This window comes from Burkholderia sp. 8Y, from assembly GCF_902506145.1.
Lineage (GTDB): Bacteria > Pseudomonadota > Gammaproteobacteria > Burkholderiales > Burkholderiaceae > Caballeronia.
In genome coordinates this window covers 1,668,037-1,683,148 of sequence record NZ_LR733519.1, presented here as the reverse complement: position 1 = coordinate 1,683,148, position 15,112 = coordinate 1,668,037, and the positions used below count along the sequence as shown (strand labels likewise).

The window sequence follows — 15,112 nt, the reverse complement described above, 5'->3', positions numbered from 1 at the left end:
CCGTCGAGTCCGGCTGTTTTCGGGTCACTGCTCGCGCAACGAAGCGCACTCGAAAGAACGAATAGGAGACAGATCATGGCGACCCTCCTCGACCAGGCCCGGCAAGCGGACAGAACGGTCATGCGAAACGCGTGTGTCGCACGCGCACGTTTTCCTAGCATAGTCTGTCGCGCAACGATGCAGGGACTCTTCATGCAAGTCATCGGCGAGGCCGCCGCCATTCGCCCGCGCGCCGATTGAGCGGATTGTGTGCTCTGCCGTGCGGCGAGAACCAGGTCGCATAGTTAGGCATCCGAATGAAGCAAGATTCAAATCGACCCAATCTCGCGCTCACACGACGCGAATTCACCGTGCCGTAACACGCACATTCATCACCTGGAGACTGACATGGCAGCAGACATTTTCATCAAGCTGGGCGACATCAAGGGCGAATCGCAGGATTCGGCTCATGCGGAAGAAATCGAAGTCATGAGCTGGTCGTGGGGCTGCGCGCAGTACGGGTCCACGCATAGCGGCACGGGCGGCGGTACCGGAACCGCAGCGGTGCAGGACCTCACGTTCAGCAAGTATCTCGACAAGAGCTCGCCGACGATCGCGCAAGCGTGCTGTCAAGGCAAGCACATGCCCGAGGTCGTGCTGACCATGCGCAAGGCGGGCGGAAAAGCGCCTGTCGAGTACATGAAGGTCACGCTCAACGAAGTGCTGATCAGCAATTACTCCGTCAGCATGGGCGGCGGCGATCAGGCGATGGACAACGTCTCGCTGAACTTCGCCAAGTTCAAGGTCGAATATCAGCCGCAGGACAACAACGGCGCGAAGAAGGGCGGGGTCGTGACCGGCAAGTGGAACGTCCCCGAAAACAAGTCGGAGTGATGCGCCCGTGCCGCCGCCCGGTCAATGCGCTCCGCGTAACCCTCAACGCCTCGGGACATCAACATGAATCGCGCCGATATCGCCGGCTGGCTGACCGACATCACGCCGCACGCGCCGAGCGGCGACGACGAGGAGTACAGCGCCGACTTCCGTGCGCTCGAAGAGGCGGTGGCGGGTAAGCCGGATGCGCAGTACGGCGGCGTCGTGATTGCTGCGACGCCGCCCGACTGGGCGCTCGCGCGCTCGCTCTCGACGGCGCTCTTGCAGCGCACGCGTGACGTGCGGGTGGCGGTGCACTACACGCGGGCGAGCGCCGCACGTGAGGGTTTCGAAGGACTGGCGCGCGGCCTCGCGCTGATCGACGGGCTGCTCGAATTGCACTGGCCGAGCGTCCACCCGCAACTCGACGATGCCGATGGCGACCCGACCGCGCGAGTCAATGCGCTCTCGGGACTCCTCGATGGCGCGGGGCTCGCGAGCGCATTGCGCGACGTGCCGTTCGTCGCGCCCCGTGGTCATCGTGGGTTCGCGCTGCGCGATCTCGAAGTGATGGCAGGCGAGTTGCCGCTCGCGGACGGCAGCGAGATGCCGAGCATGGCGACCATCGATGCAGCGTTCGCGCTGACCGGCGTCGAAGCAGCGCGGGCCACATGCGATGCGCTGGCGTCGGCGAGGTCGTCGCTCGCGAGGATCGAGTCGCTGCTGACCGAGCGCGTGGGGCCGGCGCGGGCGCTGGATTTCGGCGCGCTGGCAAGGCCCCTCGCTCGCATCGACGAGTTCGTCGCGGCCCGCGTCGAGGCGCTCGATCCACAGATGATGCAACGGGGCGGTGCGATGGAGACCGTGAGCAGTGAAGAGGGCGGCCATTCCGGATCGGCGGCGCGTGAGCCTGCCATGCCCGGAATCGCGATGGCCCCGCGCATTGCGAACGCGAGCGATGTGATCGACACGCTCGATGCCATCTGCGCCTACTACGCGGAGTACGAGCCATCGAGCCCGCTGCCGGTGCTGTTGCAGCGTGCGCGGCGGCTCGTCGGCAAAAGTTTCATCGAAATCATCGAGGACGTGGCCCCGGACGGCGCGCATCAGTTCCGGCATCTGGGCGGCGTCGAATGAGTCATCATCCCATCTAATTAGACATCCGAAGGAAATAGAGTCATGGCTAAGGAAAGCAGTCAGAAGTTCATCGCGCGCAATCGTGCGCCGCGTGTGCAGATCGAATACGACGTCGAAGTCTATGGCTCAGAGAAGAAAGTGAACCTGCCCTTCGTCATGGGCGTGCTCGCGGATCTCTCCGGCCAGCCGGCCGAGGCGCTGCCAAGCGTCGCGGATCGCAAGTTCCTGGAAATCGACGTGGACAACTTCGACGAACGCCTGAGATCGGTCAAGCCGCGCGTGGCGGTTCAGGTGCCCAACACGCTGACGGGCGAGGGCAATGTGGCCGTCGATCTGACTTTCGAGTCGATGGACGACTTCACGCCCGCCGCCATCGCGCGCAAGGTCGAGCCGCTGCGTCAGTTGCTGGAGGCCCGCACGCAGTTGGCGAACCTGCTCACATACATGGACGGCAAGACCGGCGCCGAAGCACTCATCGCGCGTCTGCTGGAAGAACCCGGACTGATGCGCGCGTTGTCCGCCGAGCCGCGCCCGGGTGCGCAAAACATTGCATCCCAGACCGAAGCCCCCAACCACGGAGCATGACGCGATGAACGATCTCAGCATCCACCCGCAGTCCGCCACGAATGTTGCATACGCAGAGGCCGCGCCCGAAATCAGCGACTTCTCGGCGCTTCTGCAAAAGGAGTTCAAGCCGAAGTCCGACCGGGCGCGCGAAGCCGTCGAGAACGCGGTTCGCACGCTCGCGGAACAGGCATTGCGCGATACGCAAGTCATCTCCGGCGACGTGCTCGCGACCATCGAGGCACTCATCGCGCAGATCGATCAGGCGCTCACAGCGCAGATCAATTTGATCCTGCATAGCGAGCCGTTCCAGAAAGTGGAGAGCGCATGGCGCGGCCTGCATTACCTCGTGAACAGCACGGAAACGGACGAATCGCTCAAGATTCGCGTGCTGAACATGTCGAAGCCCGAGCTGCACAAGACGCTTAAGAAGTATCGCGGCGTCGCGTGGGATCAGAGCCCTCTCTTCAAGAAACTCTACGAGGAAGAGTACGGCCAGTTTGGCGGCGAGCCGTATGGCGCGCTGGTCGCGGACTACTACTTCGACCATAGCGGCCCGGACGTGGACCTGCTCACGCAGATGGCGAAGATCGCGGCGGCGGCGCACGCGCCGTTCATCGCGGGTGCGGACCCGGCCGCGCTGCTCATGGATTCGTGGCAGGAGCTTGCCAATCCGCGTGACCTGACCAAGATTTTCCAGACGCCCGAGCATGCCGCGTGGCGCTCGCTGCGCGATTCCGAAGATTCGCGCTATATCGGTCTTGCCATGCCGCGCTTTCTCGCGCGTGCGCCGTATGGCGCGAAGACGGACCCGGTCGAAGCGTTCGACTTCGAGGAAGACACCGCTGGCGCGAACAGCAGCCATTACGTGTGGGCGAACGCATCGTATGCGATGGCCGCCAACATCACGCGCTCGTTCAAGATGTACGGCTGGTGCTCGCGCATTCGCGGCGTGGAATCGGGCGGCGCGGTGGAAGGGCTGCCGGTCCATGCGTTCCCCACCGACGATGGCGGCGTCGACATGAAGTGCCCCACCGAGATCGCGATCAGCGACCGGCGCGAGGCGGAACTCGCGAAAAGCGGTTTCATGCCGCTCGTGCATAAGAAGAACTCGGACTTCGCGGCGTTCATCGGCGCGCAATCGCTGCACAAGCCCGCTGAATACGAAGACGCCGACGCCACTGCGAACGCCAATCTCGCCGCGCGCCTGCCGTATCTCTTCGCGTGCTCGCGCTTTGCGCATTACCTGAAGTGCATCGTGCGCGACAAGCTCGGCTCGTTCCGCGAACGCGACGACATGGAGCGTTGGCTGCAGAACTGGATTCTGCAATACGTCGATGGCGATCCCGCGCACTCCTCCGACGATACGAAGGCGCGCAAGCCGCTGGCGGATGCGCAGGTCGTCGTCGAGGAAGTGGAGGGCAATCCGGGCTACTACACGTCGAAGTTCTTCCTGCGCCCGCATTACCAGCTCGAAGGGTTGACGGTCTCGCTGCGGCTCGTTTCCAAGCTGCCGACGGCGAAGACCGCGTAAGACCGGGAAAGACCGCGCAATCCGCGAAACGCACCGAGAGGAACCCGCACATGTCCGATCCGACCACACGCGACCGCCTGCAACCATCGCTGCTCGACCGCCTCACCGATCACGACCCGCACGCGCGGACCGAACCGCGCGAGCGTCGCGTGATGTCGTCGCGGGCGCTGCGCGAGAGCGTGCGGCGCGACATCGGCTGGCTGCTGAATGCGAGCGGTCTCCCGGCTTGCATCGACACGGCGGGTTTTCCGCACGTGGCGACATCGGTGCTCAACTACGGGCTGCCGGACCTCGCGGGATGCAACGTCGCGGCGCTCACGCCGGGCGCGGTCGAGCGCCTGATTCGCGATGCGCTGTGGGCCTTCGAGCCGAGGCTCGCACGCGAATCGGTGCGCGTGAGCGTTATCGAGGACGCGAAGAACACGGCGCGCGGCCATGTGATCTGCTTCGAGATCGAAGCGCAGATGTGGTCGCGGCCGTACCCCGAACGGCTGCATCTGCGCACCGAGCTGGACCTCGAAGCGGGCGAAGTGCGTATCGCGGACGCCGCGCCCACGCGCAACGTCGAAAGCGGACAGAGCATGGAGAATCAGGCATGAACCCGGCGTTTCTCAAGTACTACAGCCAGGAGTTGCGGCATCTGCGCGAGATGGGCGGCGAGTTTGCCGCCGCGTTTCCGAAGGTCGCGGGGCGGCTCGCGCTCGACGGTCTCGAATGCGCGGACCCGTATGTCGAGCGGCTGCTCGAAGGCTTCAGCTTCCTCGCGGCGCGCGTGCAGATGAAGCTCGATGCCGAGTTTCCGCGCTTCACGCAGCATCTGCTGGAGATGACGTATCCGCACTATCTGGCGCCGACGCCTTCGATGGCCGTCGTCCAGTTGATGGCGGATCACGCGAACCCGCAGCTCGCCGCAAGTGCCGATGGCGTCGTGGTGCCGCGTCATACCGTGCTGCGAAGCATGCTCGACGCGTCGGCCTCGACGCGCTGCGAGTTCCGCACCGCGCACGCGGTCACGCTCTGGCCGGTCGAACTCGCGCAGGCGAAGTTCGTGACGCAGGGCGGTTCGGCGGGCGCGAAGACCGCCGCCAAAGCCGCGCTGCGTCTGCGGCTGCGCGCGACCGGCGCGCTCGGCTTCGACCGTCTCGCGCTCGACCGTCTCGCGCTGCACGTGCGTGGCGCGGACGGCCTCGCGCTGCGCATCCACGAGCGGCTGCTTGCGAGTTGCGCGGGCGTCGCCGTCGTGCAGCCGGGCAAGAACGGCGCAGCCGATACGACGCTCGCCGTCCTGCCGAAGACCGCGCTCTGCCCGCTCGGGTTCGCGGAAGACGAGGCGCTTCTGCCCGTCAGCCAGCAATCGTTCGATGGCTACCGGCTGCTCCAGGAGTATTTCGCCTTCGCGCCGCGCTTTCTGTTCGTCGAGATAGCCGGTTTGCGCGACGCGTTGCGCCATTGCCGCGAGCGGGAAGTCGAGATCGTCGTGCTGCTCGATCAAACCGATGCGTCGCTGGAACGCGCGGTCGATGCCTCGCATTTCGCGCTCAACTGCACGCCCGCGATCAACCTGTTCCGCCGCCGTACCGACCGCATCGCGCTCACGCATACGGACTTCGAATATCACGTTGTCGTCGATCGCACGCGGCCAATGGACTACGAGATTCACCAGATCGACACCGTGACCGGCTACGGCTCGGGCGCAGACGCGCAACGGCAGTTCAGACCGTTCTACTGCGCGAAGGATCTGGACGCGCCGGGCGAGGGCGGCGCGTTCTATCAGCTGCGCCGCGAGGCACGGCGCACGTCGGTGCGCCAGCAGCGCGACGGCGCGCGCAGCGGTTATCTCGGCAGCGAGGCGTTCATCGCGCTCGTCGATGCAGCGAGCGCGCCGCTCGACGGCGACTTGCGCCAGCTCGGCATCACCGCGTGGTGCACGAACCGCGACCTGCCGCTGTCGATGCCGCTCGGCGCGGGCACGACCGACTTCACGCTCGACGCCGAAGCGCCCGTGACGGCGGTGCGGTGCGTCGCCGGTCCCAGCCGGCCATTGCCGTCCTTCGCGCATGGCCCGGCGGCGTGGCGGCTGCTCGATCATCTGTCGCTCAACTATGCGTCGCTGGTCGATCACGACGCCGAGCAGGGCGCGCGGGCGCTGCGCGAGATGCTGGCGCTCTACTGCCCGGCCGACGACGCGGCGGCGCGGCGGCAAATCGAGGGATTGCGTTCGGTGTCGTCGGAGCCGGTCGTGCGCCGCCTGCCGTCGCCGGGGCCGATCGTGTTTGGCCGCGGCCTCGCCGTCACGCTCCATTTCGACGACGCCGCGTTCGAAGGCGCGAGCGCGTTCCTGCTCGGCGCGGTGCTCGCGCAGTTCATGGCGCAGTACGTGTCGATCAATTCGTTCGCGGAAACCGCCGTCGCGACGCTTGCACGCGGTTCCATCATGCGCTGGCCGCACAGGAGCGGACGATGCCCGGCACTCTGAATCTCGACGCCGTGCTCACGCGCGACGCCCGCCGCTTCGACTTCTTTCAGGCGCTGCGTCTCATCGAACAGATGCACGCCGAGCGAGCGCGCCTCGGCCGTTCGGCGAGCCCTGGCGACGACGCCGTGCGTCTCTCGCAGGAGCCGGAGCTGATCTTTCATCCGACGACGCTCGGCGGCTACACGGCAGGCGAAGGCGACAAGCCTGGGCGCCTCGCGGTGAATTTCCTCGGACTGCTCGGCCCGAACGGACCGCTGCCGACGCATCTCACCGCGTATGTCCGCGAACGCGCGCGCAACGCGAACGACCCGACGCTCGCGCGCTTTCTCGATGTCTTCCATCACCGGATGCTCTCGCTCTTCTACCGCGCCTGGGCCGATGCGCAGCCGGTCGTGAGCGCGGACCGTCCGCAGGAAGACCGAATCGCGGATTACGTCGGCAGTTTCTTCGGTTTCGGCGCGCCGGGCATGCACAACCGCGACGCCGTGCCGGACCACGCGCGCCGCCATTTCGCGGGCGTGCTCGCCGCGCCGACGCGTCACGCGGGCGGGCTGAGGCTGATTCTCGCGCGCTTCTTCGGCGTGCCGGTCGCCATCGAGCCGTGGCGCGGGAACTGGATCGCGCTGCCCGCCGATTCGCTTACGCGGCTCGGCGACGCGCGGCTCGGCGTCTCGGCAGTGGCCGGCACGCGCGTATGGGACTGCCAGCACAAGTTCCGCATCGTGATCGGGCCGCTCGGCTACGCCGATTTCGTGCGCTTCCTGCCGGGCGGCGCGAGCCTTCGCAAGCTGCGCGACTGGGTGCGCAGCTACGTGCGCGATCCGCTCGACTGGGAGCTCGCGCTGCATCTGAAACGCGACGACGTGCCCGCGCTTCGCCTCGCGAGCCAGCCGAAGGGCGGCGCGCGCCTGGGCTGGACGACGTGGCTCACGAGCGGCACGCCGGTCCATGACAACCATCGGGTCGTGATCGCACGGGATGCGCGCACGAGCCACATCGAGGAGACGCTCCATGACTGAAATCAGCCGTCAAGCCCTGTTCGGCAAACTGCATCCGGTCGCCTATCGCGCAATCGAAAACGGCACCGCGTTCTGCAAGCTGCGCGGCAATCCGTATGTCGAACTGGCGCACTGGGTTCATCAGATCCTGCTCGCGCCCGATTCCGACCTGCAACGGCTCGTGCGCGCGTTCGAACTGGATGAAACGCGCGTGGCCCGCGACCTGACCGCCGCGCTCGACCGTCTGCCGCGCGGCGCGAGCTCGGTGTCAGATATTTCCGCGCAGGTCGATGAAGCCGTCGAGCGCGGCTGGGTGTTCGGCTCGCTGATGTTCGGCGCGACGACCGTGCGGACCGGGCACCTCGTCATCGGCATGTTGCGCACGCCGAACCTGCGCAACGCGCTCTTCGCGCTCTCCCGCGAGTTCGAGAAGATCGGCTTCGACGCGCTTTCCGCGCGCTTTCACACGCTGCTCGACGGTTCGCCCGAAGCGGGCATCGAAAAGGCGGCGCACGTCCATGCCGCCGATACAGCCGATACCGCCGCGCCGCTCACCGCGCACGAGGCGCTCGACCGCTACACCGTCGATCTGACCGCGCAGGCGCGCGAAGGCAAGCTCGACCCGATCGTCGGACGCGACGCGGAAATCCGACAGGTCATCGATATTTTGATGCGCCGTCGGCAGAACAACCCGATCCTGACCGGCGAAGCGGGCGTCGGCAAAACGGCGGTCGTGGAAGGCTTCGCGCAACGCATCGTCGCGGGGGAGGTGCCGCCCGCGCTTGGCAACGCCGTCGTGCGCACGCTCGATATCGGCCTGCTGCAAGCGGGCGCGAGCGTCAAGGGCGAGTTCGAGAGCCGGCTGCGGCAAGTGATCGACGAAGTTCAGGCGTCGGCTGTGCCCGTGATTCTTTTCATCGACGAAGCGCATACGCTCGTGGGCGCGGGCGGCGCGGCCGGCACCGGCGACGCGGCGAATCTGCTCAAGCCCGCGCTCGCTCGCGGCACACTGCGCACGATCGCCGCGACGACGTGGGTGGAATACAAGAAGCACATCGAGAAAGACCCGGCGCTCACGCGGCGCTTTCAGGCGGTGAAGGTGCCGGAGCCGTCGGAGGCCAACGCGATCGCGATGATGCGCGGCCTCGCGCGCAAGATGGAGCAGCATCACGGCGTGCAGGTGCTCGACGAGGCGCTGGAGGCGGCCGTGAAGCTGTCGCATCGCTACATTCCCGCGCGGCAGTTGCCCGACAAGGCCGTGAGCCTGCTCGATACCGCCTGCGCGCGCGTCGCGGTGAGTCAGCAGGCGCTGCCGCCCGCCATCGACGATGCGAAGCGCCGCATCGAAGCGTGGCGGCTGGAAAGCGAAATCGCGGCGCGCGAGGCGGCGCTCGGCATCACGTCGGCCGAACAGTCGCAGGAACGCAGCGCCGATGTCGCCGCGCGGCTCGCAAGCGAAGAAGCGCGCCTGTGTACGCTGACCGCGCGCTGGGAAGCGGAACGCGCGCTCGTTTCGCGGATTCTCGCGGCGCGTGCCGAAATTGGCGAATGCGGCGAAAGCGGCGATTCGTCGGCGCACGCGCTTGCGGGTCTGCGTGAACTCACGAGCCAGCTCGTCGCGGAGCAGGGCGAAGCGCCGCTCGTGCTGCCCGCCGTCGATGCGAACGCCATCGCGTCGGTCGTGCAGGACTGGACCGGCATCCCCGTTGGCCGCATGGTGCGCGACGAAGTCAGAAGCGTGCTCGATCTCGCGTCCGCGCTGAATCGGCGCATCGTCGGCCAGCAACACGCGATGCAGATGATCGCGCGCCGTGTGCAGACGTCCCGCGCCGGACTCGACAATCCGGGGAAGCCGGTCGGCGTGTTCATGCTCGCGGGCACGTCGGGCGTCGGCAAGACGGAAACGGCGCTCGCGCTCGCGGAATCGCTTTATGGCGGCGAGCAGAACGTCATCACCGTGAACATGAGCGAGTATCAGGAAGCGCACACCGTTTCGCTGCTCAAGGGTTCGCCGCCCGGCTATGTCGGATACGGCGAGGGCGGCGTGCTCACCGAGGCGGTGCGGCGGCGTCCGTACAGCGTCGTCTTGCTCGACGAGTTCGAAAAAGCGCATCCGGATGTGCACAAACTCTTCTTTCAGGTCTTCGACAAGGGCCGCATGGAAGACGGCGAGGGCCGCGAAATCGACTTCAGCAACACGCTGATCCTGCTCACCACGAACGTGGGCACCGAAATCATCACGCAGCTTTGCGTCGGACGGCAGGACGCGCCGCCGCCCGACGAGATCGCACAGGCGCTGCGCGCGCCGCTCGTCGACGTGTTCCCGCCCGCGCTGCTTGGCCGCGTCACGGTGATTCCCTACTACCCGCTCGACGACGCGATGCTCGACGCGATCATCGGTCTGCAACTCGCGCGCATCGGGCGGCGTGTCGAGGCGCGGTATCGCGTCGGCTTCGTGTATGACGATGCGGTCACGCGCGAGATCGCGCGCCGTTGCACCGAGCTCCAGAGCGGCGGGCGCATGATCGACGCCATTCTGACGAACACGGTCCTGCCGCGCGTGAGCAGCGAGTTCCTGAGCCGTCTCGCCGATGGCCGCAGCGTCGCGAAAGTAGAAATCGGCGTGTGCGACGGCGAACTGACCTACGCGTTCGACTGAATCCAAAAGGAGCCTGCGATGCCGCAACAAGTCAGCATGGGCGCGACGCTTCAGTGTTCGTTCGGCATGGCGCCGTCGACGCTCGTCGTGTTGCCGACCAACCGCGTGCTGTGCGAAGGGCCGCCCGCCGCGACCATCATGGATCACATTCCGCTTGTGAACATCATGCCGTTCGGCATGTGCAGCGCGCCCGCGAATCCGGCGGTGCAGGCCGCGACCGCCGCCGCGTTCGGCACGCCGACGCCCGCGCCGTGCGTGCCCGCCACCGCGCAACCGTGGACGCCGGGCGCGCTCACCGTGCAGATCGGCAATGCGCCATCGCTCGACAACGTGTCGGTGTGCCCGTGCAACTGGGGCGGCGTCGTCAAGGTGGCCGATCCCGCCACGCGCAAGACCGAGCTTCCCTGACTCCTTTCGACGAGACCCCCGATGACGCTCACCGACACTCACCGCATTGCCCGTGTAACCACCGCGCTCGGCGCCGACGCGCTCGTGTTCTACCGCATGCGCGGCCATGAAGCCCTCGGCCGCCTCGCGCAATGGGACGTCGAACTGCTCGCGGAGGACTCCAATGCCGATATCGCGAAAGTGCTCGGCCAGGACTTCTCGTTGTCCATCGAGATTCCCGGCGGCGGCACGCGCGAATTCAATGGCATCGTCACCGCGTTCGAACTGGCGCGGCCCGCGGGCACAAAGCCCAACCGTCCCGCGCTTTTTCGGGCGACGGTGCGCCCGCGCCTGTGGCTCCTCACGCGCGCATCGCACTGCCGCTTCTTTCATAAGATGACGCCACCGGACATCATCGCGCAGGTGCTGTCGGACTATCACATCGACTTCGAGAACCGGTGTTCGGCCTCGTATCCGAGCCTCGAACATTGCGCGCAGTACCGCGAAACAGACTTCGATTTCGTGAGCCGGCTGGCGGAGCGCGAGGGCATCTATTACTACGTGCAGCATCGCGGCGGCAAGCACACGCTGATTCTCACGGACTCGCCGCATGTCCACGATGCGATTCCGCACTACGGCGCGCTGCCGTTTCGTCCGGCGAAGACCGCGCCGCGCGAGCACGAATGGATTTACGCGTGGCATGCAGGCGCGCAAGTGCAGACGGGTATCGCCGAAGTGAACGACTACGACTTCGAGAAGCCGTCGCAGAGCGAGCAGCAAGGGCTCTTTGCGCGCGCGAGACGCAGCGAACCGTTCGATGCCGCGCGCTACACGATGCAGGAGCACGCCGTCGGCTACACGCGCGCCGAGGACGCCGAGCGCCATGCCCGCGTGCACGCGGAAGCGCATCAGGCAGCCAATGTCTGCGTGAGTGGCCGCGCCACGGTGCGAGGCATCTGGCCGGGCGGGCTCATCCGGCTGGCCGACCATCCGCTTGCGCAGCACAATGGCGAGCATCTGATCGTCGCGGCGGATTACGCGATTAATTCGGACGACTATATTTCTACGCTGGACAACGCGGCTGCCGCCGACGTTTTCGACTGCGCGTTCCGTGCGTTGCCGCGCGATGCGGGTTTTCGGCCCGAGCGCATCACGCGCCGCGCGACGGTCGCGGGACCGCAAACGGCACGCGTCGTCGGTCCGGCCGGGGAAGAAATTCATACGGACAAGTACGGCCGCATCAAGGTGCAGTTTCACTGGGAGCAGTTCGGCACCGAGGCGTCGCGCGATTCGCTGCAACGCTGCTGGGTGCGCGTGGCGCAGCCGTGGGCCGGCAAGAGCTATGGCGCGTTTTTTCTGCCGCGCATCGGTCAGGAAGTGCTCGTGCATTTCATCGAGGGCGACCCGGATCAGCCGCTCGTCATCGGCAGCGTCTACAACGCCGCGCAGACGACGCCCTACGCGCTTCCGTCGAAAATGGCGCGCACCACCATCAAAAGCAATTCGACCAAGGGCGGCAACGGCTTCAACGAAATGCGCTTCGACGATACGAAGGATAACGAACAAATGTTCTTTCACGCCGAGCGCGACATGGAGACGTGGGTCGGGCACGACGCGCTCGCGCGCATCGGCAATGAGCGGCATGTGATTGTCGAAAGCCACGACTTCGCGCGCTGCGGCGGCAATCGCAGCGATGCGGTGAAGGGCAGTCACAGCGGGCGTATCGGCGGCAAGTGCTCGCTGGATGTCGGCGGCGATACACAAATGAAAACGGCAGGGAATTTTGCGTTGGGGGTGGGTGTTAACGTCGACATCAAGGGCGGTGCGAACGTGACTATCGAAGCGGGCGCGACGCTCACGCTCAAGGCGGGCGGCAGCACGATCGTGCTCGGGCCCTCCGGCATCGCGATCAATGCGGCGGGGCCGATCACGATCGACGGCGCGACGGTGCAGATCAACTGCGGCGGCGCGGGCGCGGCGGCGGGCGCGGCGAGCGCATCGCCCGATGCGCCTGCCGACCCGCGCGAGGCCGACGACGGTTCCCGATGAGCGCAGCCGCTTCAACACGCACAGGCAGGAGACGCCATGCACATCACGCTCGCAGTCAGGACGGTCCGGGGCGAGCCGCCGGATACGCCGCTCGTCTGCCGGTTCGACGCGGCGGGCGGAACCATCGGGCGCGGTCCCGGCAACACGATGGTGCTGCCTGACGCGGCGAAGACGGTGTCGCGCGTGCAGGCGCGCATCGACTGGACGGGCGAGGGCTGGCGCTTCGCGGATCTCGGCAGCAACCCGAGCCGGCTCAATGGCCGCTTGCTCGCGAGCGGTCAGACGGCGCGTCTTGCGCGGGGCGATTGCGTCGAAGCGGGGGCGTATCGGCTCGAAGTGTCGGCGCTGGATGACGGCCGCGCGTTCGATGCGCCTTTGGGCGTGCTGGATCGCGCGCATGATGCGGGGACGGGCGAGGGCGGGTATCGGGTGAAGGAAGACGGGCTTGAGTCTGAGCGGGCGTTCGTGCAGCGTGCGCCTGCCGAGGATGGGGCCGCGGAGAGCCACGTTAATCGCGGTGTTGCGGCCGGTTATGCGCTCGCCAAAAAGCCGCTTTTTGCGCCGATGAGTGATCCGCTGGCTGGCAACGGTCGCGCGGCGATGCGGACTTTCAACGGGGAGGCGATTGTAGAAAGCACGACTGCGTCGCGCGATCCGCTTACTCGCGGCGACGTGGCGCCTCTTTATCCGCTTGCTGATGATGCGCGTCTTGGCTTCGATGCGGGTCCGGCGCACGCCTTCGCGGACGATCCGCTTGCGGCCAATCGCATTGCGCCTACGCACGAACACGCGAACGGCGCGACTTCGGCGCATGCGTTCGGGGACAGCCGCATTGCCTTCGCTCACGATCCGCTCGCGCGGGCGGCCGTGCTGTTCGCAGCACCGCTGCCGGGCGCGCATTTCGATCCGCTCGGCGGCCCGCTTCCGGATCAACACACGCCGCCACGGACCGATGGCCGCGCGCCGTTCGCCGGTTCGGCCAGCGATCACGTCTCGCCCGAGCAGTTTGCTTACAAGCCGGAATCCGCGCCTGACGTCGCGGCGAGCGGCGGCATCCCGCACGACTATGATCCGCTCGGCGATGGGGCCTTCGCGGCAGGCGCGTTCGGAGGCGCAGCCGTCGTGGATGTCAGGGCCAGCGACGCGGCTGTTCGCGCGGCAAGTCCGGCAAACGCCGACGACGCAGCGAGGCTGTCGGTTGGCGAGGCGGAAAGCGCCGCAGCGCACTTTCCTCTCGACGCCGCTCGTCACGCCAACCCGAGCGCGAACACGTGGGCTGCAACTAACGCAGCGGCTTGCGTCGATGCGAAGCCTGTCTTCCAAGCGGGCGGCGGCTCCGAATCAAACGCCGTATCGGGCGCCAGCGACAAAGCGGGGACCAGCGCGTCGGTGCATTTCGCTTTCGACGGCGCTCATCACGCCAACGCAAGCGCGGACACATGGGTGGCAAACAATGCGCTAACTCGCGCAGCGCCCACGAACGCCGCGAAGCCTGTCTTCAACGCAGGCGACAGCGCCGACTCAAATGCCGCATCGCGCGCCATCGGAAATGCAGCGGCTCGCTTCGCCACAAAGCCTTTCATCGGCGAGGCGGACAGCGCCGCGCCGAGCGCCGTATCGCGCGCCCGCGAAAACGCGGCAACCGACGCGTCGGTGCATTTCGCTGTTGCTGCCGCTCATCACGCCGACGCAACTGCGAACACAAGGGCGGCAAACAATGCGCTCACTCGCGCATCGGCCAGGGACGCCACAAAGCCTTTCTCCGACGCAGGCCACACCGCCGGCTCAAACGCCGCACCTCACGCTCCCGTCAACACGTCAGCGAACCCAGCGACCGACCTCACCCTCACCGCCCTCCTCGACGGCCTCGGCGCCGACGCCAGCGTCCTGCGCGGGCGCGCCGCGCCCGAATTCGCTCACTTTGCCGGATCGATGCTGCGCGCCGCCATACGCGGCACGGTGGATGTGATGCTCTCCCGCTCGGTGATGAAGCGCGGCATGAGCGTCGATACGACGCTGCTCGCGCCGCGCGGCAACAACCCGCTCAAGTTCTTCCCCGACGGCGACAGCGCGTTGTCACACATGCTGCGCGGGCCGAGCGCGGGCTATCTCACGGGCGAAGTCGCGCTCGAAGGCGCTTTCGACGACATCCGCCGCCACGAACTCGCCGTTCTCGCAGGGATGCGCGCCGCGATGCAGCATCTGCTGCGCCGCTTCGATCCCGATGCCATCGCGAGAAACGCCGCGCCGCGCGGCTGGCTCGACTGGCTCCCCGGCCGCCGCAAGGCGAAGCAGTGGGACCGTCTCGTCGCGCTGCATCGCGAACTCGTGCGCGCGAGCGCCGACGACCTCGACGCGCTCTGCGGCAACGCCTTCAACGACGCCTACGAGCGGCAGGCGGGCGGGTCGCCCGAACGCGCGCCCCACGGTTCCTCACACGCATAGCGAGATCGACG

General features: G+C 66.8%; 11 protein-coding genes. All 11 read left to right on the top strand.

Annotated elements, in window-relative coordinates; genetic code table 11:
* Positions 1-387: 387 nt before the first annotated feature.
* The 11 genes from GV035_RS07300 to tagH all read left to right on the top strand — a co-directional run bounded on the left by GV035_RS07300 (position 388) and on the right by tagH (position 15,101).
* Entirely contained in the window at positions 388-873 is a 486-nt protein-coding gene (locus GV035_RS07300) for an Hcp family type VI secretion system effector (protein ID WP_159834292.1), read from the top strand.
* 63 nt (positions 874-936) lie between these two features.
* Positions 937-1,989 (top strand): type VI secretion system protein TssA, encoded by a 1,053-nt coding sequence (gene tssA, locus GV035_RS07295; protein ID WP_159834291.1) that lies wholly within the window; start codon positions 937-939, stop codon positions 1,987-1,989.
* Between the two features lie 42 nt (positions 1,990-2,031).
* Positions 2,032-2,574 carry a type VI secretion system contractile sheath small subunit gene (gene tssB / locus GV035_RS07290; RefSeq protein WP_159834290.1) on the top strand — a complete coding sequence of 181 codons (543 nt, stop codon included), beginning with the start codon at positions 2,032-2,034 and terminating at the stop codon, positions 2,572-2,574.
* A gap of 4 nt (positions 2,575-2,578) precedes the next feature.
* Positions 2,579-4,087 (top strand): type VI secretion system contractile sheath large subunit, encoded by a 1,509-nt coding sequence (tssC, locus tag GV035_RS07285; protein WP_201303927.1) that lies wholly within the window; start codon positions 2,579-2,581, stop codon positions 4,085-4,087.
* 50 nt (positions 4,088-4,137) lie between these two features.
* Positions 4,138-4,686, top strand: a complete 549-nt coding sequence (gene tssE / locus GV035_RS07280) for a type VI secretion system baseplate subunit TssE (RefSeq protein WP_159834289.1) — start codon at positions 4,138-4,140, stop codon at positions 4,684-4,686.
* On the top strand, positions 4,683-6,563 hold the full coding sequence (gene tssF, locus GV035_RS07275; protein WP_159834288.1) for a type VI secretion system baseplate subunit TssF: 1,881 nt from the start codon (positions 4,683-4,685) through the stop codon (positions 6,561-6,563). The genes tssE and tssF overlap by 4 nt, the downstream gene beginning before the upstream one ends.
* Positions 6,548-7,582: a type VI secretion system baseplate subunit TssG gene (gene tssG / locus GV035_RS07270; RefSeq protein WP_159834287.1), complete on the top strand. Its 1,035-nt coding sequence runs from the start codon at positions 6,548-6,550 to the stop codon at positions 7,580-7,582. Before tssF ends, tssG begins: the two co-directional genes overlap by 16 nt.
* Positions 7,575-10,220: a type VI secretion system ATPase TssH gene (tssH, locus tag GV035_RS07265; protein ID WP_159834286.1), complete on the top strand. Its 2,646-nt coding sequence runs from the start codon at positions 7,575-7,577 to the stop codon at positions 10,218-10,220. The genes tssG and tssH overlap by 8 nt, the downstream gene beginning before the upstream one ends.
* An 18-nt stretch (positions 10,221-10,238) precedes the next feature.
* Entirely contained in the window at positions 10,239-10,628 is a 390-nt protein-coding gene (locus GV035_RS07260) for a DUF4280 domain-containing protein (protein WP_159834285.1), read from the top strand.
* 21 nt (positions 10,629-10,649) lie between these two features.
* On the top strand, positions 10,650-12,656 hold the full coding sequence (locus GV035_RS07255; protein WP_159834284.1) for a type VI secretion system Vgr family protein: 2,007 nt from the start codon (positions 10,650-10,652) through the stop codon (positions 12,654-12,656).
* A gap of 36 nt (positions 12,657-12,692) precedes the next feature.
* A complete protein-coding gene (tagH, locus tag GV035_RS07250; RefSeq protein WP_159834283.1) occupies positions 12,693-15,101 on the top strand; it encodes a type VI secretion system-associated FHA domain protein TagH in 2,409 nt (802 codons plus the stop codon).
* Positions 15,102-15,112 lie beyond the last annotated feature (11 nt).

Bases quoted from the DNA above. Each gene is read 5' to 3' on its own strand.
- tssH (WP_159834286.1), top strand. From the start codon at position 7,575: ATGACTGAAATCAGCCGTCAAGCCCTGTTCGGCAAACTGCATCCGGTC.
- GV035_RS07300 (WP_159834292.1), top strand. From the start codon at position 388: ATGGCAGCAGACATTTTCATCAAGCTGGGCGACATCAAGGGCGAATCG.
- tssB (WP_159834290.1), top strand. From the start codon at position 2,032: ATGGCTAAGGAAAGCAGTCAGAAGTTCATCGCGCGCAATCGTGCGCCG.
- tssE (WP_159834289.1), top strand. From the start codon at position 4,138: ATGTCCGATCCGACCACACGCGACCGCCTGCAACCATCGCTGCTCGAC.
- tagH (WP_159834283.1), top strand. From the start codon at position 12,693: ATGCACATCACGCTCGCAGTCAGGACGGTCCGGGGCGAGCCGCCGGAT.
- tssF (WP_159834288.1), top strand. From the start codon at position 4,683: ATGAACCCGGCGTTTCTCAAGTACTACAGCCAGGAGTTGCGGCATCTG.
- tssA (WP_159834291.1), top strand. From the start codon at position 937: ATGAATCGCGCCGATATCGCCGGCTGGCTGACCGACATCACGCCGCAC.
- tssC (WP_201303927.1), top strand. From the start codon at position 2,579: ATGAACGATCTCAGCATCCACCCGCAGTCCGCCACGAATGTTGCATAC.
- tssG (WP_159834287.1), top strand. From the start codon at position 6,548: ATGCCCGGCACTCTGAATCTCGACGCCGTGCTCACGCGCGACGCCCGC.
- GV035_RS07255 (WP_159834284.1), top strand. From the start codon at position 10,650: ATGACGCTCACCGACACTCACCGCATTGCCCGTGTAACCACCGCGCTC.
- GV035_RS07260 (WP_159834285.1), top strand. From the start codon at position 10,239: ATGCCGCAACAAGTCAGCATGGGCGCGACGCTTCAGTGTTCGTTCGGC.